21 protein-coding genes are annotated in these 23,385 nt (G+C 69.6%); 16 read left to right on the top strand and 5 right to left on the bottom strand.

Annotated elements, in window-relative coordinates:
• Positions 1–52: 52 nt before the first annotated feature.
• From IDM40_RS26245 to IDM40_RS26205, 9 genes are all read left to right on the top strand, one after another.
• Positions 53–193: a hypothetical protein gene (locus tag IDM40_RS26245; protein WP_193124762.1), complete on the top strand. Its 141-nt coding sequence runs from the start codon at positions 53–55 to the stop codon at positions 191–193.
• Positions 190–1,173 carry a hypothetical protein gene (locus IDM40_RS26240; protein WP_193124761.1) on the top strand — a complete coding sequence of 328 codons (984 nt, stop codon included), beginning with the start codon at positions 190–192 and terminating at the stop codon, positions 1,171–1,173. Before IDM40_RS26245 ends, IDM40_RS26240 begins: the two co-directional genes overlap by 4 nt.
• A gap of 5 nt (positions 1,174–1,178) precedes the next feature.
• Positions 1,179–2,813, top strand: coding sequence for a hypothetical protein (locus tag IDM40_RS26235; protein ID WP_193124760.1), 1,635 nt, complete (start codon positions 1,179–1,181; stop codon positions 2,811–2,813).
• Between the two features lie 4 nt (positions 2,814–2,817).
• Positions 2,818–4,179: a type III-B CRISPR module RAMP protein Cmr1 gene (cmr1, locus tag IDM40_RS26230; protein ID WP_193124759.1), complete on the top strand. Its 1,362-nt coding sequence runs from the start codon at positions 2,818–2,820 to the stop codon at positions 4,177–4,179.
• Positions 4,176–4,844, top strand: a complete 669-nt coding sequence (locus IDM40_RS26225; protein WP_193124758.1) for a pyridoxine/pyridoxamine 5'-phosphate oxidase — start codon at positions 4,176–4,178, stop codon at positions 4,842–4,844. The genes cmr1 and IDM40_RS26225 overlap by 4 nt, the downstream gene beginning before the upstream one ends.
• A 213-nt stretch (positions 4,845–5,057) precedes the next feature.
• The gene (locus IDM40_RS26220; protein WP_193124757.1) at positions 5,058–6,689 is read left to right on the top strand and encodes an acyl-CoA dehydrogenase family protein; all 1,632 of its coding nucleotides are present in this window, start codon (positions 5,058–5,060) and stop codon (positions 6,687–6,689) included.
• Between the two features lie 266 nt (positions 6,690–6,955).
• Entirely contained in the window at positions 6,956–9,100 is a 2,145-nt protein-coding gene (gene glgX, locus IDM40_RS26215; protein WP_193124756.1) for a glycogen debranching protein GlgX, read from the top strand.
• Between the two features lie 73 nt (positions 9,101–9,173).
• Entirely contained in the window at positions 9,174–9,974 is an 801-nt protein-coding gene (locus tag IDM40_RS26210) for a dihydrofolate reductase family protein (RefSeq protein ID WP_193124755.1), read from the top strand.
• Positions 9,975–10,139: 165 nt separating this feature from the next.
• Positions 10,140–10,928 (top strand): GntR family transcriptional regulator, encoded by a 789-nt coding sequence (locus IDM40_RS26205; RefSeq protein ID WP_193124754.1) that lies wholly within the window; start codon positions 10,140–10,142, stop codon positions 10,926–10,928.
• 143 nt (positions 10,929–11,071) lie between these two features.
• Here the strand turns inward: IDM40_RS26205 and IDM40_RS26200 are convergent, their stop codons facing one another.
• Complete coding sequence (locus IDM40_RS26200) at positions 11,072–11,506, bottom strand: hypothetical protein (RefSeq protein WP_216631348.1); 435 nt, start codon at positions 11,504–11,506, stop codon at positions 11,072–11,074.
• Positions 11,507–11,709: 203 nt separating this feature from the next.
• On the opposite strand from IDM40_RS26200, the gene msrB reads away from it, so the two are divergent.
• The 3 genes from msrB (at position 11,710) to IDM40_RS26185 (ending at position 13,818) form a co-directional block, all read left to right on the top strand.
• Complete coding sequence (gene msrB, locus IDM40_RS26195; RefSeq protein ID WP_193124752.1) at positions 11,710–12,153, top strand: peptide-methionine (R)-S-oxide reductase MsrB; 444 nt, start codon at positions 11,710–11,712, stop codon at positions 12,151–12,153.
• Positions 12,154–12,359: 206 nt separating this feature from the next.
• On the top strand, positions 12,360–13,028 hold the full coding sequence (locus IDM40_RS26190) for a phosphatidylserine decarboxylase (RefSeq protein ID WP_193124751.1): 669 nt from the start codon (positions 12,360–12,362) through the stop codon (positions 13,026–13,028).
• Positions 13,015–13,818, top strand: a complete 804-nt coding sequence (locus tag IDM40_RS26185) for a CDP-alcohol phosphatidyltransferase family protein (protein ID WP_193124750.1) — start codon at positions 13,015–13,017, stop codon at positions 13,816–13,818. The genes IDM40_RS26190 and IDM40_RS26185 overlap by 14 nt, the downstream gene beginning before the upstream one ends.
• Before the next feature lie 101 nt (positions 13,819–13,919).
• Here the strand turns inward: IDM40_RS26185 and hemQ are convergent, their stop codons facing one another.
• From hemQ to IDM40_RS26170, 3 genes are read right to left on the bottom strand one after another with little or no spacing between them, the layout of a single operon-like run.
• Positions 13,920–14,627: a hydrogen peroxide-dependent heme synthase gene (gene hemQ, locus IDM40_RS26180; RefSeq protein ID WP_193124749.1), complete on the bottom strand. Its 708-nt coding sequence runs from the start codon at positions 14,625–14,627 to the stop codon at positions 13,920–13,922.
• Positions 14,624–16,078, bottom strand: a complete 1,455-nt coding sequence (gene hemG, locus IDM40_RS26175) for a protoporphyrinogen oxidase (RefSeq protein WP_193124748.1) — start codon at positions 16,076–16,078, stop codon at positions 14,624–14,626. The genes hemQ and hemG overlap by 4 nt, the downstream gene beginning before the upstream one ends.
• On the bottom strand, positions 16,071–17,384 hold the full coding sequence (locus IDM40_RS26170; RefSeq protein ID WP_193124747.1) for an RNA-guided endonuclease InsQ/TnpB family protein: 1,314 nt from the start codon (positions 17,382–17,384) through the stop codon (positions 16,071–16,073). Before IDM40_RS26170 ends, hemG begins: the two co-directional genes overlap by 8 nt.
• A gap of 248 nt (positions 17,385–17,632) precedes the next feature.
• On the opposite strand from IDM40_RS26170, the gene IDM40_RS26165 reads away from it, so the two are divergent.
• Positions 17,633–18,703, top strand: coding sequence for a DUF4349 domain-containing protein (locus IDM40_RS26165; protein WP_193124746.1), 1,071 nt, complete (start codon positions 17,633–17,635; stop codon positions 18,701–18,703).
• A gap of 57 nt (positions 18,704–18,760) precedes the next feature.
• On the opposite strand, the gene hemE is transcribed toward IDM40_RS26165, so the two are convergent.
• Positions 18,761–19,729, bottom strand: coding sequence for a uroporphyrinogen decarboxylase (gene hemE / locus IDM40_RS26160; protein ID WP_407940048.1), 969 nt, complete (start codon positions 19,727–19,729; stop codon positions 18,761–18,763).
• 300 nt (positions 19,730–20,029) lie between these two features.
• On the opposite strand from hemE, the gene IDM40_RS26155 reads away from it, so the two are divergent.
• From IDM40_RS26155 to IDM40_RS26145, 3 genes are all read left to right on the top strand, one after another.
• Positions 20,030–20,608 (top strand): DUF3000 domain-containing protein, encoded by a 579-nt coding sequence (locus IDM40_RS26155; RefSeq protein ID WP_193124744.1) that lies wholly within the window; start codon positions 20,030–20,032, stop codon positions 20,606–20,608.
• 62 nt (positions 20,609–20,670) lie between these two features.
• Positions 20,671–21,933 carry a ribonuclease D gene (locus tag IDM40_RS26150; RefSeq protein WP_328807132.1) on the top strand — a complete coding sequence of 421 codons (1,263 nt, stop codon included), beginning with the start codon at positions 20,671–20,673 and terminating at the stop codon, positions 21,931–21,933.
• Positions 21,934–22,148: 215 nt separating this feature from the next.
• Positions 22,149–23,126, top strand: coding sequence for a tetratricopeptide repeat protein (locus tag IDM40_RS26145; protein ID WP_193124743.1), 978 nt, complete (start codon positions 22,149–22,151; stop codon positions 23,124–23,126).
• Positions 23,127–23,385: the final 259 nt, after the last annotated feature.

Here is a 23,385-nt window from a genome sequence, read left to right as displayed (position 1 = left end):
GACCACTATCGAAAAGCAAACTCACTGAGATCACCTCACCGCGGGAACGTTCGTGGCCGACCTGGTCGGGGACAACGGCGACCTGACGCGGCAAGCGGCCTGCTGGCTCGAGGGTGGCGCCGATCTGATGGGGGTCGGGGCCAAGACGGCAGCCGGCTACGGCTACATGACAGCAACACGGGAGGAACTTTGACCGTCCATATCGTCCCGGTCGGGTTGAGCCTCGCCGACACCCTCGATTCTCACGGCCATGAACGCGACGTCCCGGAGAACGTTCTCAGCAAGTGGCGTGAGAACAGAGACCCACACGACGGGGGGCTGCAGCTCGGCTTGGACGGTAAGCATGTGGACTCCTCGGAACTACTGAAGAGGCTCTTCGGTTCACAGTCCGGGCGCGAGAACTCTGAATCCTCCGAGAGGCCGAACGTCTCGGAGCAGAACCTTCAAGGGCTCTTGCAGATGATCAACGAGGCTGACCTCGCGAACTGGAACTACAACACCCGCATGTCGGCAGAAATCGATGCTCTGCGCGCCCACGACATCGATCTTGACAACGACGACCTCGTACTACTCCTGGCCAGCGACAGCACACAAGGGCTGGCCAATGCGATCTGGAACGCTTTGATCCTTGCCAGGGGCGATCACAAGCGTGTGTGGTATCGGGACTCACTCAACCACGTGACGCCCGATGCCGGCGCCAGGCAGCAGGTCGTCATCATGCGCATCCCCCACCTGGATGTGGAGACGAACAGCCAGTTCCAGTCCGCCCTGGAAAGCCTGACCGACCTCGCCGAGCTCATCCAGGGTCACGGCGTTCCCGACGACGAAAATCCGGTCAGAGACGGAGACGAACTGGTTTTCCACATCACCGGCGGGTACCGGTCGACTCTCCCCTACCTCATTGCAATCGCCGAATGGCTGCGCAGCCTGCGTTCAGAAGTCAGCGCACAACTCCTCCCCAAGAAGGGCGGAGAGACGATGAGCCTCCCTCTTCGTAAACTGGACCCAAACGACGTGAAGGACGAACTCAGCGCATTCGCAGGTGGCTCATGGTCACGCAAGGGCCCACAAACACGCATGTTGCTCGGTTACGCCTATACAAAAACAAGGGGTGGATTCGAACTCAACGAGCTCGGCAAGTGCATGCGCACACTCTTCATCCCTGAGGGATGATACGAATGCCCCCACAGTCCGGGAAAAACTCAGAGGAACAGGAGTGCACGAATCAGGCAAAGAAAGATCCTGATCGATACGAATTGTCCCCGCTCCTGAAGTCACGCTGCGATAGCGGCCTCGGGGGAGCACTGAATCGACACCGGCACACCATCTTCACCAAAGAGGAAAAGAAGCTCAAATATGTCGGTGAACATCTTTCCTTCGCCCACATTCCGGATCTAATTCGGGATGAGCCCGGATGGGGGAGCGGGAACGAAGTAGATAACTCTCTAAATGAGATCGCGAGAGAGCTCAGCAGAAACTCCGACACACTACGCGCCGCACTCTACACCCCTCTCGCAATTATCTCCCACCTGGGAGATGCGGCCGCCGAGGTGTCTTTTCAGTGGGCCGCATGGTGTTGGATCTCCGAGGCCGCATGGCGCGCGCTACTTCCACAGTTCCAGGTCGGCGAGTTTTCGTTGAGCAATGCCGATATTTCACTACTCACACCCATCGCCGCACGCCAGAGATTTCTCGCCCTGAGCGAGGTTTACCGATACTCACGTGATGGACTCAGACTCCACGGCTACGTGCGCCCGAGCTCGGTCGAGCGAGTTTTCGGGAGAGGGCCATCCGCCTCAACCCTCTTTCACACGCGCGCGCGTGAGGCGCGCGAGGAATGGGCAAAACTCCTGGCGCGACACGAATCACTCCCGGCGTTCGATCAGGTCGAGTGGAACGATCTGGAGAGCGAAACGGACCTTTTACTGTTCGAATCTCAGGACCCTGTCTCCGGACATCGGGGACAGCCGCTGGCGATCCACAAGAATCGTTGGTCCAGAGAGCTAAAGCCTGGGGAGAGGTTCAGCCGGGAAGACCTAAGCGTCGCGACGTCACTCTTGGAGACCCACCACCTTCCCCGTTTCCGGCTCTGGACAGCAGCAAAGGCCTCGCTGTCGTTGACGAAGTTCCGTAAAGGCGCGTGGATGTTGGCAGGCCTCACGGCCGCCCTGGCAGTGGGAACCGTCTCCCTGTCCTTCTCCGCCTTCGCTCTGCTTCCGTTGCCCCCCGCGGACGGGACAGCTATGTGGGCGGCGCCGCTGACTGCCGCCGTGGGCCTGGTCGGGGTCGCTACATTCGGCCGACTGTGGGCCATGCCCTGGATGCTCCGTGTCCCAGCAGCCGCCGCCATCGGCTTGCTCATGTTGACCACCATGAACCCCGCTTGGTGGCACGCGGCTTTCGCCGGCACCGGTGTGTCCAAGGACGTCCCGTCGTCGTGGTCCGGTCCGCACCCGCTCTGGGTGGCCCTACTCCTGGCAGCGGCAGCGTTCGCGTACCTGCTGGTCAACGTACGCAACACCGGGGTCGGCGGCGTGATGGCAGCTGGGCGCGCGCTCGCCGTGTGGGTGGTCTCTGCCGTCCACTCCGTGCTTGTCGCGCTGTTCGGCCTGACCTGGGTGGTGCCCCTCTTCAGCGAGGACGGCGACGTGTTCGTCGCTGTGTGGTCGGGACACCCCGAAGCCGCCGTCACCGCCCTGCTCCAGGCGAGCGCCTGGTGCCTCGTCGCAGGTGTCTTCTCCCAGATCCTGTGGGACGACCGTCCCCTCACCGCTCCCCTCGCCCACGCGCACTGGCGCGCGGAAGAAAGGTGAACCCATGTGGCACACGCTCGAGCTCCGTGTAGAAACACCGGTGTTCAACTCGGCCGGGACCGAGGGGGTACCCCATCTGCACACCCCGCCGGAGATCCGAGTGCCCTCGCTACGTGGCGGCATGCGGTTCTGGTTGCGCGCCATGGCCGCCATGTACGTGGGCGATGACCCTCGTCGTCTACGGAAGGTGGAGGACCTGGTCTTCGGGACGACCGCACGCACGGAGAGTTCAGATGAACGTCTCTCGTCACCTGTTCGGATGCGCATTGCCGAGGGACCTAGCTCTTCCTCCTCGGGCCACCGCAAGCAGCCGCACGATACTTTCCCTCAGGAGACGCACCAGCGGATGTGGTTGGCCTACATGCTCGGCCCGGGGCTGGCCAAGAAAGGCAACTTGCCCAAAGGAACCTTCATCCCACCAGGCGTGACATACACGCTGAGGATCGCGCGTAACGGCAGCAACAACGAGGACACGGATCGCGCCTACCAGTGCGCTCTCGGTGCTCTCTGGCTGCTCCTGGCCTATGGCGGCGTAGGCGCGCGGACAAGACGAGGGTTCGGTCGGCTGAGCATCACCGACCGGGGAGAGAGCCTGCCTGACGGGTGGTCGAGCACGATGGACACACCCTCGCTGGACTTCTTCGAGGGCTTGGACCACCTCGAACGGTCAGGGCCGGCCGAGGACTGCCAACCTGCTCTGCGGGCGATCTGCGCAAAAGTCATGGGCTGTTCCCCCGAGCAACTCTCGCGCGACGTGTGGCCGGACGGCGCGATCACGCCCTTTCCTGTGATGGGGGCAGGACACACGGTCGCGGGTATCAGCTCCGAACGGTTCACCAAGTGGCACGAAGCCCTGAGCTCCGCCGGGCGAGAGCTGCGCTTCTTCCGGGCCGAGAGGAACCGGGAACACACTGCGGGGAGAATTGCCCGGAAGGAGAACGGGACGTACCTCCCCCCGGAGATCAAGACCCAGGGTTGGACGGACATCATCGGCGGAGAGGTCCAGGGGGAGACGCGGATGCTCCGAGCAGCGCTGGGCCTTCCGCTGGTCTACAAGGGCGGCCAGGAGGTACGGGTCACCCGGGGGCGCGGGGACAACGAGCAACAGCTCCGCCGCGCCTCACCACTCAGGATGTTCCCGGTCGGTAATGATCAGAGGGGGTGGCGCCTGTTCTCCTTCGGGTTCCGCAGTGCACTTCTGCCTACCGACGCCGACGTGAAGATCTTCGGGGGTCGGGCGGACGGACGAAAGCTCGACGTGCGGGCCGAGGACGCCCACAACCTGACCGATCAATGGATCGAGACGCTCTCCAAGGGCGAGACCTTCGTCCGCGGCACTACTCAAGACGACCGGGACCGACCATGACCAACTCCGACAGCATCCGCGACCTCCTCACCGGCCTCCCGGTGTTCGCCTCCGGAACGCCCCCGTTCGACCCGGGCGGGGCACCCGACGACCCGCTCGACCTCTTCCGCTCCTGGTTCGCAGGGGCCGTCGAGGCGGGCGTCCCGGAGCCGCACGCGATGGTGGTGGCCACCGCCGACGGGCGCGGTGCCCCGTCGGCGCGGGTGCTGATCATGAAGGACCTCTCCTCCCGCGGCTGGTGGTTCGCCACGACCACGACCTCCCGCAAGGGCCGCGAACTCGCGCAGAACCCGGGCACAGCACTGGTCTTCCACTGGAAGGAGCAGGGCCGCCAGGTGCGGGTGCAGGGCGTGGCCGAGTACGCGGGAACCGGCGCGAGCGCGGAGGACTTCCGCCGGCGCCCGCTCGAGTCACGGGTCGCTGGGTTGCACGGCCGCCAGAGCGAGCCGCTGCAGGAGCTCGGCGAGATCGACCGGATCGCCGACGCCTCGCGCGAGCGCCTGGTGCAGGAGCCGGACCTCGCCCCGGACGACTGGGGCCTGTACGTCGTGGTCCCGCACGAGGTCGAGTTCTGGCAGGGCGACCCCGACCGGCGGCACACACGCCTGCGGTACGAGCGCACGGGACCGGGTGACGCGTGGACCCGCGGGCTCCTCTGGCCCTGACCCCCCAGGACGCCCAGAACCCCCGGAACAGCCGGGGTGCCGGTCAGGCCCCGGCACCCCCGCCAGGCACGCGCCCACGCCCTCCCCCACCTCCGCCAACCGTTTCGCGTACGTTACGACCTCCTGCTGCCGCCGCCCGCACCGCAGGGATAGGATTCCGGCACTTTCCCCCCACGACGTCCCCTCCGCGAACCAAGAAGGGCGGTAATCGCGATGCCCCCGACCCACGAGGTGTTCAACCAGGCCGCACCGCTCGGCGACCACTCCGCCGCCGAGGACCCCGCGCTCGTCGAGGGGTTGCGCCGCGAGGGCGCCGAGTGGGCCGAGAACGAGGTCCGGGAGGTGGGCGAGGCGGCCGGGTCGGAGCGGGTGCGTTCCTGGGGCGAGGCCGCCAACACCTACACCCCGGTGCTGCACACCCACGACCGCTACGGGCACCGTATCGACGAGGTCGAGTACCAGCCCGCCTACCACGTGCTCATGGACCAGGCGGTCGGCCACGGTCTGCACGCGGCCCCGTGGGCGGACGAGCGCCCGGGCGCGCACGTGGCGCGCGCGGCCAAGTTCTACCTGTGGTCGCAGCCGGAGGCGGGCCACGGCTGCCCGATCTCGATGACCTACGCGGCGGTCCCGGCGCTGCGCCACTCCCCCGAGCTGGCACAGCAGTACGAGCCGCTGTTGAGCGCGCGCGAGTACGACTTCGGGTTGCGTGCCCCCGAGACCAAGCGGGGCCTCATCGCGGGCATGTCGATGACCGAGAAGCAGGGCGGTTCGGACGTGCGCGCCAACACCACGCGCGCGGTTCCGACGTCGGAGGGTTTCCACCGGCTGACGGGGCACAAGTGGTTCACGTCGGCGCCGATGAGCGACGTGTTCCTGACTCTGGCGCAGGCGCCGGAGGGGTTGAGCTGTTTCCTGGTGCCGCGGGTGCTGCCGGACGGCAGCCGCAACACGCTCCACATCCAGCGGTTGAAGGACAAGCTCGGCAACCGGTCGAACGCGTCGGCGGAACTGGAGTACGACGGCGCGGTCGCACACATGGTGGGTGAGCCGGGCCGGGGTGTGCGCACCATCATCGAGATGGTCAACTGCACGCGTCTGGACTGTGTGATCGGTTCGGCGGCGGGGATGCGCGCGTCCCTCACGCACGCCCTGCACCACGCGGAGCACCGCCAGACCTTCGGCAAGCGCCTGGTGGAGCAGCCGCTGATGCGCAACGTGCTGGCCGACCTGGCGCTGGAGTCGGAGGCGGCCACGGCGTTGATGATGCGTCTGGCGGGTGCGATGGACCGCTCGGTGCGCGGCGACGAGTCGGAGGCGGCGTTCCGGCGCCTGGGTGTGGCCGTGGGCAAGTTCTGGGTCACCAAGCGCCAGCCGGCGCACGCGGCCGAGGCGTTGGAGTGCCTGGGCGGCAACGGGTACGTGGAGGAGTCGGGTATGCCGCGGCTGTTCCGGGACTCGCCGCTGAACTCCATCTGGGAGGGTTCGGGCAACGTGGCGGCGCTGGACGTGCTGCGGGCGATGGGGCGCAGCCCGGAGTCGGTGGAGGCCTTCACCGCGGAGCTCGCGGCGGCCCGGGGCGTGGACGACCACTACGACGCGGCGGTCAAGCGTCTGGAGCAGAGCCTGGGCGACCTGAACGAGCTCGAGTACCGTGCGCGGTCGGTGGTCGAGCTGATGGCGGTGACGCTTCAGGCCTCGGTGCTGTTGCGATACGCGCCCACACCGGTGGCGGAGGCGTTCACGCTCTCGCGCCTGGGCGGGGGTTCGGGCCGGGTGTTCGGCACGCTGCCCACGGACGTCGACACGGAGCTGATCCTGGACCGGGCGCGTCCGCGCCGGTGATTCCGCGGCCGGGCCCGTGTTTCTGTGCCCGCCTCCCCGGGCCCGGCCGTTCTGTCACCTGTCGTCCCGTTTTCTTTCTCTTGGGAAACATCGTCCCCTCTCGTCGTTCCTTGTACCGACAATCGGCCCATGAAACCCCGTGGCGGGACAGCCGACGAATGATCATCGCGCCAGGTCGGCATACTTCGGCTGGGTGAGCGGAAGGAACAAGGCGTCCGCTTGCCCACGCCCGCGAGGGCCGAGAGACCAAGAGACTGACGACGCCTATGGTGGAAGTCTGGCCGGGAAACTCCTATCCGCTCGGTGCGACCTACGACGGTTCCGGCACCAATTTCTCCCTGTTCTCCGAGGCCGCAGAACGGGTGGACCTGTGCCTGTTCGACGATGCGGGGCGCGAGACACGTGTCCCGTTGACCGAGTACGACGGTTTCGTCTGGCACGGTTACCTTCCGGGGATCGGCCCGGGACAGCAGTACGGTTACCGGGTCCACGGGCCCTACGCCCCTGAGCACGGCCTGCGCTGCAACCCGAACAAACTACTCACCGACCCTTACGCGAAGGCCCTGAACGGCAATCTGACCTGGCACGAATCGCTGTTCAGTTACCATTTCTCCGACCCCGCCCGCAAGAACACCGCCGACAGTGCTCCGTACGTGCCCAAGTGTGTGGTGGTGAGCCCCTTCTTCGACTGGGGCAACGAGTCGAGGCCGAACACGCCTTACCACCAGACGGTGATCTACGAGGCGCACCTGCGCGGCCTGACGATGCGGCATCCGGGTATCCCCGAACACCAGAGAGGAACCTATTCCGGCCTGGCTCATCCGGCGGTGATCGACTACCTCACTTCCCTGGGGGTCACCGCGGTGGAACTGATGCCGGTGCACCATTTTGTTCCCGAGCACGCGATGGTGGCCCGCGGACTCACCAATTACTGGGGTTACAACACTCTGTCCTTCCTGGCACCCCACAGCGGTTATGCGGCTCTGGGTTCACGGGGCCAGCAGGTGCAGGAGTTCAAGGCGATGGTGCGGTCGCTGCACGAGGCCGGCATCGAGGTGCTGCTGGACGTGGTCTACAACCACACCGCCGAGGGCGACCACATGGGCCCGACCCTGTCGCTGCGGGGCATCGACAACCTGAGCTACTACCGGGTCTCCGACGAGGACCAGCGTTACTACCTGGACTACACCGGGTGCGGCAACAGCCTGAACGTGCGCCACCCGCACTCACTGCAGCTCATCATGGACTCCCTGCGCTACTGGGTGCTCGAGATGCACGTGGACGGCTTCCGTTTCGACCTGGCCTCGGCGCTGGCGCGGGAGTTCCACGACGTCGACCGGTTGAGCACGTTCTTCGACATCGTCCAGCAGGACCCGGTGATCTCGCAGGTCAAGCTCATCGCGGAACCCTGGGACGTGGGACCGGGCGGGTACCAGGTCGGCAACTTCCCCCCGCTGTGGACCGAGTGGAACGGCAAGTACCGGGACACGGTGCGCGACTACTGGCGGGGGCACGCGGTCGTGGGCGAGCTCGCTTCGCGCCTGTCCGGCTCCAGCGACCTGTACCAGGACGACGGGCGCCGCCCCGTGGCCTCGATCAACTTCATCACCTGCCACGACGGCTTCACGCTGGCCGACCTGGTCTCCTACGACCACAAGCACAACGAGGCCAACGGGGAGGAGAACCGGGACGGCACCGACGACAACCGGTCCTGGAACCACGGGGTGGAGGGCCCGACCCGCGATCCGGCGGTGCTGACCCTGCGTCGCCGGCAGGTGCGCAACCACCTGACCACGCTCTTCCTGTCCCAGGGCGTGGTCATGCTCTCGCACGGCGACGAGATCGGCCGCACCCAGGGCGGCAACAACAACGCCTACTGCCAGGACAACGAGATCGCGTGGGTGGACTGGTCCGGCGCCGGTCTGGGCGAGGACGAGCCCGCCGACGACCTGTTGGAGTACGTGCGGGAACTGTCCCGGCTGCGGCGCGAGCACCCCGTGTTCAGGCGCCGCCGGTTCTTCCGCGGCAGCCCGGTGGAGGGTTCGGCCACCGGTGAGGACGGCCTGCCCGACATCGCGTGGCTGCGACCGGACGGCAAACCGATGGCCGGCGGCGACTGGGACCACGCGGGCCAGGCGCTGGGGGTGTTCCTCAACGGCGACGCGATCACCGAACCGGACCGTCGCGGCCGCCGCATCCGCGACCATTCGTTCCTGATGCTGTTCAACAGCGGTGCGGACGCGGTCGACTTCACGCTCCCCGGCACCGAGTACGGGATGGCGTGGGAGACGGTGCTGGACACCGCCGAGCCGGACGTGGCGGGCCGCCCCTACGTGTCGGCGTCGGGTCCGGTGCGCGTCATCGACCGGGCCCTGGTGCTGCTGCGGCGGGTCTCCCACCGCGGCGACTGACCCGGCCCGCGGGGCGGCGGGGGCGGCGACCCCTCCCCCGCCGCAGCGGTTCCGGGTCCTACCCTGGGTGACCATGGCCCACAGCACCGGCGCGGCGGCGCCCGAACAGATCGCCTTCCGTGAACTCCTGCCCGACCCCGGGGCACCGGGGGTGGATCTGGGCGAGGCCTACGCGTACCCGGCGGGGTTGGACCGTCCCTGGGTGCGCGCCAACATGGTCGCCAGCGCCGACGGCGGGGCGGTGGGCACCTCCGGGGGCAGCCGGGACCTGTCCTCACCCGCGGACCGGCGTGTGCTCGGCACCCTGCGGGGGCTGTGCGACGTCGTGGTGGTGGGTGCCCGCACGGCCCGTGTGGAGGACTACGGCCCGGTGCGGCCGCGTCCTGCGTGGCAGCACCTGCGGGAGGGGCGGTCGCCGAGTCCGCGTGTGGCGGTGGTCTCGCGGTCGTTGGACGTGCCCGAGGCGCTGCTGACGGAGGCCCCCGAGGACGCGCGCACCCTGGTGCTCACCACGGACCGCGCCCCGGCCGCACGGCGGGGGTGGGCGGCCGAGCACGCGGACGTGGTGGTCGTCGAGGGAGCCTCGGTGACACCGGTGCACGTGATCGAGGCGTTGGCCGAGCGCGGCCTGTACCGGGTGCTGACCGAGGGCGGCCCGCACCTGCTGGCGGAGTTCGTGGCGGCGGGGTTGTTGGACGAGTTGTGCCTGACCACGAGCCCGTTCCTGCTGGGGTCGGGGCCGCCGCGTGTGGTGGCCGGTGGCCCTGGGACTCCCGGTGCCCCCGAGCACGTGCCGGCGCGCAGCACCCCGGTCCGCCTGGCGCGTCTGTTGGAGTCGGACGGGCACCTGTTCGCCCGTTACCTGCGTGGTTGAGGAAAGGGGCGTGACGGCCCCGTAACCGGTCGGTTTCGGCCACCCCACAACGACGCATGAACGGCCCCGCAACCGGACATACCCGATGTGTGCCTTGATGGACTCACCGCGACTTCACACATCAGTGTTGACGGGGCTTATCGGCTTGGCCCCCCGGCCGAGAGGATGAACGTAGTGCCGACGTCCGAAAACGGGTCCCCTCCGGTCTACCGAGAGATAGCCGAGGAGATACGCGCGCTGATCCGCTCCGGACAGTACGCCGACGGCGACCGTCTCCCCGGGGAGAACACGATCATGGAGAGCCACGGCGTCGCGCGGGCCACGGCGCGCCAGGCTCTGTCGGTCCTGATCAACGAGGGCCTGGCCGTGGCCGTGCGCGGGTCGGGCATCTACGTCCGGCTGTTCCGCCCCGTGCGAAGACACGGGGCCCGGCGCCTGTCGAAGGAGCTGTGGGGCAACGGGCGGGCGATCTGGCAGACCGACGGGGCCGACCGCGCCTACCGGGTCGACGACCTCCGGGTGGAGGAGGCCGCCGCCCGGGAGCACGTCGCGCGCGTTCTGGACCTGGAGGAGGGCGCGGGTGTGCTGCGGCGTTCCCGTCGTTACCTCGTGGAGGACCGGCCGGTGCAGACGGCGGTGTCCTTCCTCCCTCTGGCGTTGTTGGTCGAGCACGCGGACCATCCGGCGGCGCGGAGCATCCGTTCGCAGGACACCGGCCCGGGAGGGATCTACGCCCGGCTGTCGGAGCTGGGGATGGCGCCGGTGCACTTCACCGAGGAGATCCGTGTGCGGATGCCCACGCCGGAGGAGAGCGGTGAGCTGCACCTGGCGGCGGGGACACCGGTGCTGGAGGTGGCGCGCACGGCGTTGGCCTCGGAACACCGTCCGGTGGAGTTCAACCAGATCACGATGGACGGTTCGGCCTACGTGCTGCAGTACGACTTCGAGGCCTGAACGCAGCGGCCCCGTGCGGACCGGGCCCCGCCCGGCCGCGCCCGCCGGGCTCGTCCGCCCCCTGCCGTGACACGACGGCGCCCGGGGGCGGAGAGTACCGACGGGTACCGTCCGCCCCCGGGCGCCGCCCCGGGTGTCGCGGGTTACCGGTTCCGCCTCCGTCTGGAGGCGAACACCAGGAACGCCAGTGCGAGCACCGCGAGCCCGACCGCCAGGGCGCCGGCGGCCGCGAAGACCATGCTGTTCTCCGCGGTCATCAACCACTGGGACACCCCGATCCCCAGGACGAACGCGATACCCAGAGCTGCGAAGGCGAGGAACGCCATGAGCTTCAGGAGTCCGCGGTCGTTCAGGGGTTCGGGGCGGACGTGGTCGATCTGTACGGTCGCGGCCCGGACACTGAGTTCTGCCGCCCAACGCAGTTCCCGTCCCGCGGTGGCCGTGCCGTCGGCGACGGCACGGACCCGGGCGCGGGCCCCTGCGGTTGCTTCTTCGAGCCACCACAATCCGTATCGGATTCTTCCTACGCGTAGCGGCTGCTTAGTCACTCCTAGTGATTGTTGAACGGTTACTGCCATGCCACCTGCCTCAGTGATCCACTGAACACTGACCCTCTACCTAGCCCCTACCCGTCACTTTGGGTACTGAACGTGGCCAGGGATGAAGTTAGGTTTATGTAGCACGTAAGGACGATTTATCTTCCTCCGTGGGGCTTGGTCCCCTTTCGCGTGGACGAAGACCCTGGCAGCGTTCGCGCACGATTCCGGGTAGCGTCGTATGCATGGCTGACTCAGCGGATCGGACCCCGGCCGGAGGCGACGGGGCCCCAGAGCTTCCCAGGACCGACCACGAGTGGCGCGAGCGCCTCGACCCGGTGGCTTTCGAGGTCCTTCGCAGGTCGGCGACCGAACGCGCGTGGACCGGCGACTACGTCGAGACCAAGACCGAGGGTGTCTACCGCTGCCGCGGATGCGGCGCCGAACTCTTCCGCTCGGACGAGAAGTACGACTCCCGCTGCGGATGGCCCAGCTTCTTCGACCCGGCGGACACCGACGCCGTCACCCTGCACCAGGACCGCTCGATGGGCATGGTCCGCACCGAGGTCAGGTGCGCCACCTGCGAGGGCCACCTGGGCCACGTCTTCTACGGTGAGGGGCACGGAACCCCCACCGACACCCGGTACTGCATCAACTCCGTCGCACTGTCCCTGGAACCGAGGCAGTAGTCTTACCAGCCTGGTCCTCCCCCGGGATCAGGGATAATCGCAACCAGTGCACCGAAGCCGGCCCTCGCCGGCCGAGGAGCGCCGCGCGGAATGGGTGAACCACCCGGGTTGTCCGCGCACCAGAGGGCCCGGCGACCCCGGGGCCCGTCCCCCACAGCGGAATCCGATGTGCGGGCGACCAGACCCACCCGCGACGAAAGCGCTCGATGACCGACGACTCACCCAACACCGCCCTCGCCCACCGGCCCCCGGCACGCCCGCGCATGGGCATGGCCCAGGGGTCGGCGCCCTGGCTGCTGCCCGCACTGGGCGCTGCCGCCGCGGCCGGTCTGGCCTCCCGCGGATCACGGGCACGGGCGCTGGCGGCGGCACCCGTCGTCGCCCTGGCGGCCGGCATGACCTGGTTCTTCCGCGACCCGGAACGAGGGCCGGCCACCGGACGGGTGCTGTCCTCGGCAGACGGCGTCGTTCAGAGCATCGATCCCCAGCCCGACGGTCGCACCCGCGTCGCGGTGTTCATGAACCCCCTCAACGTGCACGTCAACCGTGCGCCGCTGGCCGGTGTCATCACCGGTGTCGAACACCGCCCCGGAGGCTTCCGTCCCGCATTCGACAAGGACAGCGAGCGTAATGAACGCGTCATCTGGACCCTTGAAACCGAGATCGGTGAGATCACGGTCGTTCAAATCGCCGGCGCGATGGTCCGGCGTATCGTCCCGTATCTCGCTGCGGGGCAGAAGGTCGAGCAAGGCGAGAGGATCGGCCTCATCCGGTTCGGGTCCCGGGTCGACATCCACCTCCCGCCCGGTGTCACCCCGGCGGTGGAGGTCGGCCAGAAGGTCCGGGCCGGAGAAACACGCCTTGACGCCGACTGAGAACGCCGTCGACCCCGATGCCGAGGCACCTCCCCCCGCCGAGACCGACGACGCGCCGCGGTTGCGTCTAGGCGTCGCGGACTACCTGACGCTCGGCAACGCCCTCTGCGGGTTCCTCGCGGTGTGGGCGCTGGCCATGGCCCAGGCAGGGCACCTGGCCGCGGGCGCCGAGGGGTCGCTGCCCCGCGCCGCCGTGGCCACGGCCGGTGCGCTGCTGCTGACCGCCTCGGCCCTGGACGTGCTCGACGGCCGTATCGCCCGCCGGTTCGGCGGCAGCGGTATGGGCGCGGAGCTGGACAACCTCGCCGACGTCATCAGCTTCGGGTTCGCCCCGGCCTTCTTCGTGGTGACCTGGGGTGTGCTCTCCGGCGGGATGAACGTTCTGCCGGTGCTGGCCGGCGGTGCGGTGCTGACCGCCGCGATCGTGCGCCTGGCACGGTTCTCCTGCCAGGCGCCGGGCACGGACTACTTCACCGGGCTGCCCTCGCCCTTCGGGGCGATGGCGATCGTGACCGTGGTGCTGTTGGACCCGCCGGTCTACGGGGGTCTGGCCGCGGTGCTGCTGATCTCCTGGCTCATGGTGAGCCGCATGGAGTACCCGAAGCCGCGTGGCAAGCGCATCTACGCGGTGCTGGGTGCGATCGGTGTGGCCGTGGCGCTGTTGGCGGCCTGGGCGCTGGGTGTGCCCGCCGGCGACGTGCTCATCTACCTCATGAGCGCCCTGGTGCTGCTGTTCATCGTGACCATCCCCTTCTACGTACTGGCGGTGCGGCGGGCCAACGCGGCCTGACCGACCCCGGACACACGGAGGAGCCCCCGTACACCAGGACGTGTACGGGGGCTCCTTCATGTGCGGTACCGGCGCCGGGCGGGCGTGCCCGGCGCCGGCGGTCAGGCCAGGGACTCCACGAGCTCGGCGACGGGCTTGCGGAACCCGGTGTAGAAGGGCAGCTCCTCGCGGGTGTGCAGGCGGGCCTTGGCGCCGCGCAGGTGGCGCATGAGGTCGACGGTGCGGTGCAGCTCGTCGGCCTCGAAGGCCAGCAGCCACTCGTAGTCGTTGAGCCCGAACGAGGACACGGTGTTGGCGCGCACGTCGGCGTAGGGGGCGGCCATCTTGCCGTGCTCGGCGAGCATCGAGCGGCGCTCGTCGTCGGGCAGCAGGTACCACTCGTAGGAGCGCACGAACGGGTACACGCAGATGGTGTCCTTGGGCTCCTCGCCGGCGAGGAAGGCGGGCACGTGTCCGCGGTTGAACTCGGCGGGGCGGTGCAGGCCCATGACCGACCACACGGGGGTGGCGGCGCGGCCGACCTCGGTGCGGCGGAAGGCGGAGTAGACGTCCTGGAGCTGGCGCGGGTCGTCGGCGATCCACCAGAACATGATGTCGGCGTCGGCGCGCAGGCCCTGGACGTCGTAGCTGCCGCGGGTGGTCACACCGCTCTCGGCGGCCTTGTCGAGGAAGGCCTGGAGTTCGCCGGCGGCGGTGGTGCGGTCGGTGCCCTCGGGCAGGTCGACCTTGAAGACCGACCACATCGTGTACCGGATGAGGGCGTTGAGGTCGGTGCCGTCGTTGGAGCGGGCTTCGTTCTGGCCGGTCACGGGTTGGCTCCTTGCTGGTCAGTTGCGTCGGTGGTGTGCGGGTGGGCGGTGAGGCCCTCGGCGAGGCGCCGGGCCTCGCGTCCGGCGTCGGCGATGCAGGCGGGCACCCCCACGCCTTCGTAGGCGGCGCCGCACACACCCAGGCCGGGGTGGCGGCCCACGGCGCCGCGGACACGTTCGATGCGGTCGGCGTGGCCGACCGAGTACTGGGGCAGGCCGTTCTCCCAACGGGTGACGCGGGTCTGCACCGGGGTTCCGGACAGGCCGGTCACGCGCGCCAGGTCGGCCAGGGCGGCCTCGGCGAGCTCGTCGTCGGAGCGCTGCAGCGTGGCGTGCTCCCCGAACCGGCCGATGGAGCAGCGCAGCACGACGAGGTCCTCCCCGGGGTTGGCCTCGGCGACCTCCTCGGCGAGCCAGGGCCACTTGTTGGAGGAGAACGTGGCGGCCTTGACGGTCAGCCCCTCGCCGGACGGCACGAGGAACCCGGTTCCGGTGAGGGGGCCGGGGAAGGCCGAGGCGGGCAGTGCGAAGGTCACCAGCGCCATGGAGGCGTAGTCGATGCCCTCGAGCCCGGAGGCGGCCTCGGGCACGTGCTCGCGCAGGAGACGGGCGGCCTCGGGCGCGGGGCAGGCCAGCAGCACACCGTCGCAGTCGAGGGGATCGGAGCCCTCCAGGTGCACCCGCCAGCCGTGCTCGCGGCGTTCCAGGGCCCGGGCGCGGGTTCCGGTACGCAGGCGCTCGCCCTGGCGTTCGGCGAGGGTCTCCACGAGCCCGGCCACGCCGCCGCGCAGGGACGCGAAGACGGGCCCCGGCGCGGTGGGGGCCTTGCCGCGTCCGGCCAGGCTGGTGCGGACCCCGCGCAGGAGCGAGCGTTCCGTGCGGGCCATGGGTGCGATCTGCGGCAGCGTGGAGTCGAGGGAGAGGCGGTCGGCGCGTCCGGCGTAGACCCCGCCCAGGAGCGGTTCGACGAGGCGGTCCACGACCTGGTGGCCCATGCGGGTCCCGATGTAGTCGGCCACGGACACGTCGCCCTGCACGGGCGTGCGGGGGCGCACGAGGTCGAGCCCTGCGCGCAGGACGCCGCCCCAGGACAGCACCCCGCTCCGGGCGAGGGCGCGCAGATCACCGGGTACGCCCATGAGCTGGCCCTTGGGCAGGGGGCGGCGGCGCCCACGGCTGTAGAGGGAGGCCGAGCCCTGGCCGGGGTGGACGACGCGGTCGCCCAGTCCGAGCTCCTCGAAGAGGTCGACGGCCTCGGGACGGCGGGCCAGGACGGCCTCGGCACCGGCGTCGACGCGGGCGCCGACCACGGGTGAGGCCTGCAGCTTGCCCCCCGGGCGGTCCGCGGCCTCGATCACGGTGACGGCGGCTCCGTGGCCGCGGAGCCGGTGCGCGGCCGTGAGTCCGGAGACCCCTCCCCCGACCACGACGACGTGCGGTGCTTCAGGCATGTCTCCAGCTTCCCAGATGCTGTGGTTGGCTTCCTCCCTGCACCTCATGGGCGCGGGGGTTTCCGGCCAGCTCAAGAGCTGGCTGGGCCGGTACTTCCTCGCGGGTTCCCGGGGGTTCCTGCTTCACAGACCGGGCAACCCCGAAGTCTCCACAGGCTGGCACCGCATGCCCTGCGGCGCGACAGACATTCTTCGCAGCGTTCACATCAGCGTGGTCGGTATGGCCACAGGCGGTGCACACGAACTCGGCTTGGCTCTTGCGCGAGTCGGCATCCACCACCCGGCACGGGTAACACGTCTGCGAGGTGTAGGCCGGATTGACCAACACGATCCTGGTACCGCTCTTGCGGGCTGCGTTGCGCAGCGCCATTTCGAGGCGGTGCCATCCCTTGTCGAGAATGGCCCGGTTCAGGCCCGCCTTCTGCCGCACATACTTGCCAGGGGCGTCGACGCTGCCCCGGGCAGAAGCGGTCATGTTAGTCGTGCGCAGCTCTTCCAACACCACCACGTTGTGGCGGGTGGTCAGCTGGCGGGCGAGCTGCGCGCAGAAATCGCCGCGCCGATCCACCGCACGGGTGGAGACGGCGCCCATGGCCTTCAACGTTCTGGCCCGGTTCTTCGACCCCTTCTTCTGCCGGGAGAGCTTCTTCTGGAGTTTGAGGTGTCGCGCCTTCTCCCCGGGCCTGGCGAACTCGCGGTCGTGGAACTGTCCGGTGCTGGTGGTCGCCGCCACGGCCACGCCCCGGTCCACCCCCACCGGAGTACCCGGGTGGTGTTCAGGGGTGAGCAGACCGTCTTCCACCAGGAACGAGACGAACCAGCGGGTGCCTTTGCGAGAGAGCGTGGCCGAGCGAATGGCGCCGCCTACGGGGCGGGAGGACCGGAACCGCACCCATCCGAGCTTGGGAAGCTTGGCCCGGGACCACCTGCGGTTCAGCTTCTGCACCCTGATCCGGTTCCCGGCCGGGAACCGGAACGACGGGCTCCACCGGTGCTTGGCCCGCCACCGGACCTTGAAGGCGCCCCTGTCCCGGCAGGCCCGGTCCAGGTCCTTCAACGTCTGCTGGAGCACGTGCGAGGGGGCCTCCTTGAGCCAGGGCGCTTCGGCCTTGGCCTCGGCCAGTTCACTCGTTTGGAGGTGGTATCCACAGAATGGGCCCCGCCGCCCGCGCGTGAACCGGTCCACGTACTGGCGGCGCTGGTCCAAGGCGGCGTTCCACACCGCACGGCACACATCACCGAACTTCTGGCACTGCTCAGCCTGCTCATCGGTCAGAGCAAGCCGGTAGCGGCGACCCGACAGCATGGAACACCTCCTTTCGCAGCGGTCCTCGTGGCCCTGCGCCTAGATCGTTAAAACGGGGGAACCCTGAACCGGCGCACGTGCGCCCCTGTCGCTGCACCAGTCTCGCGGGCCCCGTGTGTACTCGGAAGGGTACCCGGGCGCTCCCGCGCACGGTCCTTCGTCGCAGGCCGGGGCCGCCGCCCGTCCCGTTGCGCGGTCGTGACCGGACGTCCCGGAACGAAGGCGGGGCGGGGGCCGTCCGACCGTGCATGGATTCAGCGAAGTGGCGTACCCCCGGCAGTCTGTTCGCGGCTTTCCTCGTGGCCCTGCTGCTGGCCGGGTGCGGGTCGACCCAGCAGTCGGACGGGGCGGGGGCGCCCCGCAATGATGCGGCCGAGCAGGAGGCCCTGCCGGCCGAGGAGGACGGCGACGGTGGCGGAGAGGAAGGCGACGGCGAGGACTCCGCGGTCGGCGACGACGTGGAGGTCGACGACCGCGACCTGGTGCACCATGCGGAGCTGACCGTGCGCGTGGACGAGCTGGACGCGTCGAGCGAGGCGGCCAAGGAGCTGACCGGCGAGGCCGGCGGCCACGTGTCCCGCGAGTCCTACGAGGACCCGTCGTCCGGCCCGACCCGCTCGTCGATGACCCTGCGTGTGCCCACCGACTCCTACGAGGCTGTGTTGGCGGAGCTGAGTGACCTGGGTGAGCGCACCGGCCTGGAGCGGTCGGTGGAGGACGTCACCGAGGAGGTCGCCGACGTGGAGGCCCGCACGGAGTCGGCCGAGCGTTCCCTGGAGACCCTGCGCGGGTACCTCGACGAGGCCGACGGCGTGGAGGAGCTGCTGGACGTCGAGTCGCGGATCCTGGAGCGGCAGGAGGACCTGGAGGCGTTCCAGGCCCGGTTGGCGTCGCTGGAGGACCGGACCGCCTACTCGACGGTGGAGCTGACGCTGCTGCCGCCGGACGCGCCCACACAGGACGATGAGGCCGCGGAGGCGCCCGGGTTCCTGGAGAGCCTGCGTTCGGGCGCGGAGTCCCTGCTCACGGCGGCCCGTTTCCTGGCCGCCGGCGTCGGTTGGCTGCTGCCGTTCGCGCTCGTGGTGGCCGTGATCGGTGCGTGGCCGGCCCTGCAGTGGCGCAAGCGGCGGAAGGAGCGGGCCGAGCTGACCGCGCTCGTCTCCGGCTCCGGGTCCGGACGGGGCGCCCCGGACGCGGAGAACTCGGAGGAAACGCGGTCGTCCACGACCGACCCGGGGACCGACGGCTCCCCTGACGGGGACGGGGACGAGGCCTCCGGCAGCGCGGACACGGACGGTGACGGGTCCGATCCCCGCTGACCCGCCGGACACACGTCGGGGGCGCCGGGCACGGCCCGGCGCCCCCGCGGCGGATGTTCAGGAAGCGGTCTGCTCGTGCACGAACTCGGTCAGCCGCTGGAGCTGGTCCGGGTCGGTGCTGGGCAGTACGCCGTGGCCGAGGTTGAACACGTGGCCCTCGGCCTCGCGGCCGCGCGCGAGGATGTCGCGGGTCCGTTCGGCCACGACCTCCCACGGCGCGAACAGGGTGGCGGGGTCCAGGTTGCCCTGGACCGCCTTGCCCGGGCCGATGCGTTCGGCGGCCTGGTCCAGCGGGACCCGCCAATCGGCGCCCACGACGTCGGCCCCGGCATCGCCGAGCAGGCCCAGCAGCTCGCCGGTGCCCACACCGAAGTGGATGCGCGGCACCTCGTACTCGCTGAGCTGACCGAAGATCCACGAGGTGTAGGGCAGCACGGACGTGCGGTAGTCCTCGGCGCTCAGCGCGCCCACCCAGGAGTCGAAGAGCTGCACGGCACTGGCGCCGGCCTCGATCTGGGTGCGCAGGAAGCCGAGGGTGATGCTCGCCAGGCGGCGCATGAGCTCGTCCCAGAGCTCGGGCTCGCCGTACATGAGCGCCTTGGTGTGCTCGTGGTTCTTCGACGGGCCGCCCTCGATGAGGTAGGAGGCCAGCGTGAAGGGTGCGCCGGCGAACCCGATGAGCGGGGTGTCGCCGAGCTCACCGGTGAGCTGCCCCACGGCCTCGCTGATGAAGGGGATGTCGTCCGGCTCGATCTCGCGCAGACGCTTGACACCGCCGGCGTCCCGGATCGGTTCGGCCACCACGGGGCCGACACCGGGCTTGATGTCGAGGTCGATCCCGATGGCCTTGAGCGGCACGACGATGTCGCTGAAGAAGATCGCGGCGTCGACGCCGTACCGGCGCACCGGCTGCATCGTGATCTCGGTGATCATGTCGGGCCGCGCGCACGCCTCCAGCATGGGCACGTCGGCGCGGACGCGGCGGTACTCGGGCAGAGAGCGCCCGGCCTGGCGCATGAACCACACCGGCGTGTGGTCCACGGGCAGGCGCCGGCAGGCGCGGAGGAACGGAGAATCTTGGAGCGTCACCCCTTGATCGTGCCATGCCGTCCGCGGTGCTCTCACTCGGATCGCCGAAGCCGTGGAGCCGGTGCGGCGAGCCGGTACCGAGATCATCACAAAACACCGACACGCCGGGCCGATTACGTCTCCGGGGCCGTGACTCGTGCCACGGTCGGTGCCGTGTCCCACGGGTGCGCACCGCGCGCGTCCGGGACATGTCCGTCGATCCGTGATCACCACAAGACGAAGGCTGACGTTTCCACAATGCCCGATGTCGGTAGCGCCGAGAACGCGCCTGAGACGTTCCGGCGAGCGGTCGAGGCCCTCCGCGAACCCCTCCTCACCCGCCCCGAGATCTCTGTTGCGGAGATCCCCGCTCCGCAGCGGCTCGCCCCTCACACAGCGGCGTCCTCGGCGGCGGTGGAGGTCCGTGGTGACGAGGTCGCCTGGGGCCGTCTGATCCTCCTCTACGACCCCGAGAACACCCGCGACTGGCCCGGACCCTTCCGTGTGGTCTGCCAGGTCAACTCCGAGCTGGAATCGGAGATCGCGACCGATCCCCTGCTGGGCCCGGTCGCCTGGAGCTGGCTGACCGATGCCCTGGAGGCCCAGGGCGCCACCCATCACACCCTGAGCGGCACCGTCACCCGCGCCACCACCGAGGGGTTCGGCACCAAGGCCGACGAGGGCTCCACCACGGAGGTGGAACTGCGTGCCTCCTGGACCCCCGAGAGCGACGACCTTTCGGGCCACGTGAACGCGTGGTTGGCCCTGCTGGCGTCGGCCGCGGGCCTGCCCCCTCTGGACGTGGCCGACATCAGCAGACAGCGTTCGCGCCCCTGAGGCGGTGGCCACGGGAAAGGCCCTCTTCGGCGTCCGGTGGCCACAGCACATACCGTAGAGGGGTGGCGAACGCGTTGAACCCCAAGACAGAATCCCGCGAACCGGAAAAGGACGACGAGGAGACGGCACCTCTCCTGCGGGAACCACGCGAGGGTCTGCCCGAGGTCACCGCCGACCCCGACGCCTTGTCGGACGTGGTCTCGGCGCTGAGCTCGGGGAGCGGCCCCGTGGCCGTGGACGCCGAGCGGGCCTCGGGTTACAGGTACGGACAGCGCGCCTACCTGGTCCAGCTGCGGCGCGAGGGCGCCGGGTCGGCGTTGATCGACCCGATCGCCTGCCCCGACCTCAGCGAGCTCAACTCCGCCCTCCGGGACACGGAGATGGTGCTGCACGCCGCGCACCAGGACCTCCCCTGCCTGACCGAGGTGTACCTGCGCCCCGAGAGCCTCTTCGACACCGAGCTGGCCGGCCGCCTTTTGGGTTACCACCGGGTCGGCCTGGGCTCGATGGTCGAGCGGCTGCTGAATGTGCGCCTGGCCAAGGAGCACTCCGCCGTCGACTGGTCGCAGCGCCCCCTGCCCGAGGACTGGCTCCGCTACGCCGCGTTGGACGTGGAGATCCTCGTCGACCTGCGCGACCGCCTGGAGGCCGAGCTCGAGGAGTCCGGCAAGCTCCCGTGGGCGCTGGAGGAGTTCGCGTCCGTGCTGAACGCCCCGCCCAAGGAGCCGCGCCGCGACCCCTGGCGCCGCACGTCGGGCATCCACCGTGTGCGCAATCAGCGTGCCCTGGCCGCGGTGCGCGAGCTCTGGTACGAGCGCGACCGCATCGCGCAGGAGCGGGACATCTCCCCCGGGCGTGTGCTGCCCGACGCGGCGATCGTGGAGGCGGCCTCGACGATGCCGCGCACGTCGGCGGAGCTGACCAAGATCCGGCAGTTCGGGATCAAGCTCGCGCGGCGTTACGTGCCGACGTGGATCTCGGCGGTGAACCGGGCGCGGGACATGGAGCAGTCCGAACTGCCCCGCCCCAACGCCCCGGGCGACGGACCTCCCCCGGTCAACCGCTGGGCGGACCGTTCACCGGAGGCCGCGCGCCGCCTGGAGTCGGCCCGGGCCACGGTGGCGCAGATGGCCGAGGACGTCGTGATGCCGGCGGAGAACCTGCTGCTGCCCGACACGGTGCGGCGGTTGGCATGGACCCCGCCCGAAGAGGTCGAACCCGGGTCGGTGGGCGAGTTCCTGCGTTCGCGCGGGGCCCGCGAGTGGCAGATCGGGCTGACCGCGCAGCCGCTGGCCACAGCGCTGACGGATGCCCAAAAGAGCTGATCTTTACCCCGTTCTGACGCACCAAACCCAGAAGTGACCGAACTCACCACACACAAAGCCCCTTGTACGTCTGGTCCGTAGCCGCGTGTCCGATTAAGTTATAGAAACGTGCCCTCGTTGCTCAGGTCGACTTGACCTGACGGGGCACTTCTGAGGACGGACGATGGCGGCTCCCGGAGCCGTTCGTCGCGATGAGGGAAGTGTGGTGAGTCTGCTTGTCGTTCTGGCGTGCCCTGCTGCGCGGGACCGGTCTGACGGCTGAGACCGAGAAGCAGTCGGTCGATACCGCGATGCCCTCTCGCGAGGAACGTGTGGCCGAGCAGCCGGCCGGCGTTCCCGTCCCCGCCCCTGCCGGGTCCCCCGCCCCGCTCGGCCCTCCCCCGGAGGCCGAGCACGACCAGGAGGGCTCCGCGCCCACCGCGGGCATGCGCGCGGCCGCCCTGGAGCGGACGCTGCGTTCCCTCGTGGAGCGGCACGGGACCGAGCATCCGGACACCATCACGGCCCGCAACAACCTGGCGACCAAGTACGCGCAGATGGGGCGCCGCCAGGCCGCGGTGCAGCAGTTCGAGCTGGCCCTGGACGAGGCGGTCGCGGTCTACGGCGAGGAGCACCCCCGCACCGAGATCATCCGCGAGAACCTCGCCTGGGCCCTGGAGGACGCCGGCCGCCCGGCCGACGCCGCCCAGCACTGGGAGGGGCTCCTGCGCGAGCGCGAGGGGCAGTTCGGTTCGGCCGACGAGGACACCGTGGAGGCGCGCACGCGCCTGGCCGTCTGCTACCGCCGCAGCGGCCGTCTGGACGCGGCGGTCATCCACTACGAGCGCGCGGTGGAGGACGTGGCCGGCACGCTCGCGCGCGAGGAGCTGCGCCTGGGCCTGAGCGCCGCGCTGAACATGTCGGGCCGCTACGACGAGGCCATCACGCAGCTGCGGATGGTGCTGGCCGGGCGCCGCCGCCGACTGGGCAAGGGCCACCTGGACACGCTCACCGTGCACCACCGCCTCGGCCGCTGCTACACGCAGGCCGGCCGCTCCGACGACGCGGTGGACACCCTGCGCGAGGCCTACCGCGCGGCCCTCAACTCCTCGGGCGACCCCGAGGTGCGCAGGCTGACGATGCGCCTGCGCCGCGACCTCGCCGGGGCCTACAGCGCCGCGGGGCGCCGCAGGGAGGCCGACGCTCTCCTGTGAGGGCGCCGGCGCACAGCGTTCGAGACGGGCACGTTCCTTCGGGGCGTGCCCGTTCTTCGTGTCCGGGGGTTTCGGAGTCCGCGGCGTTCTCGGACCGGCGCTCCCGGGGCCGGAATCGGGGCGGGACCGTCGACGTTGCCGCGTGTGCGGGCGCCGGGCGTGTGCATGCGGTCGCACCAGCGAGGACATCACGAGGACACTAGTGTGACGGGGAGCACACACCCGTACTCGCGCATTTTGTTACTGGCCAGTAGCATGG

The sequence above is a fragment of the Nocardiopsis coralli genome, from assembly GCF_014892575.1.
Lineage (GTDB): Bacteria > Actinomycetota > Actinomycetes > Streptosporangiales > Streptosporangiaceae > Nocardiopsis > Nocardiopsis coralli.
Note: the sequence above shows the minus strand (reverse complement) of the source record. Positions and strands in the feature narration are given on the sequence as shown.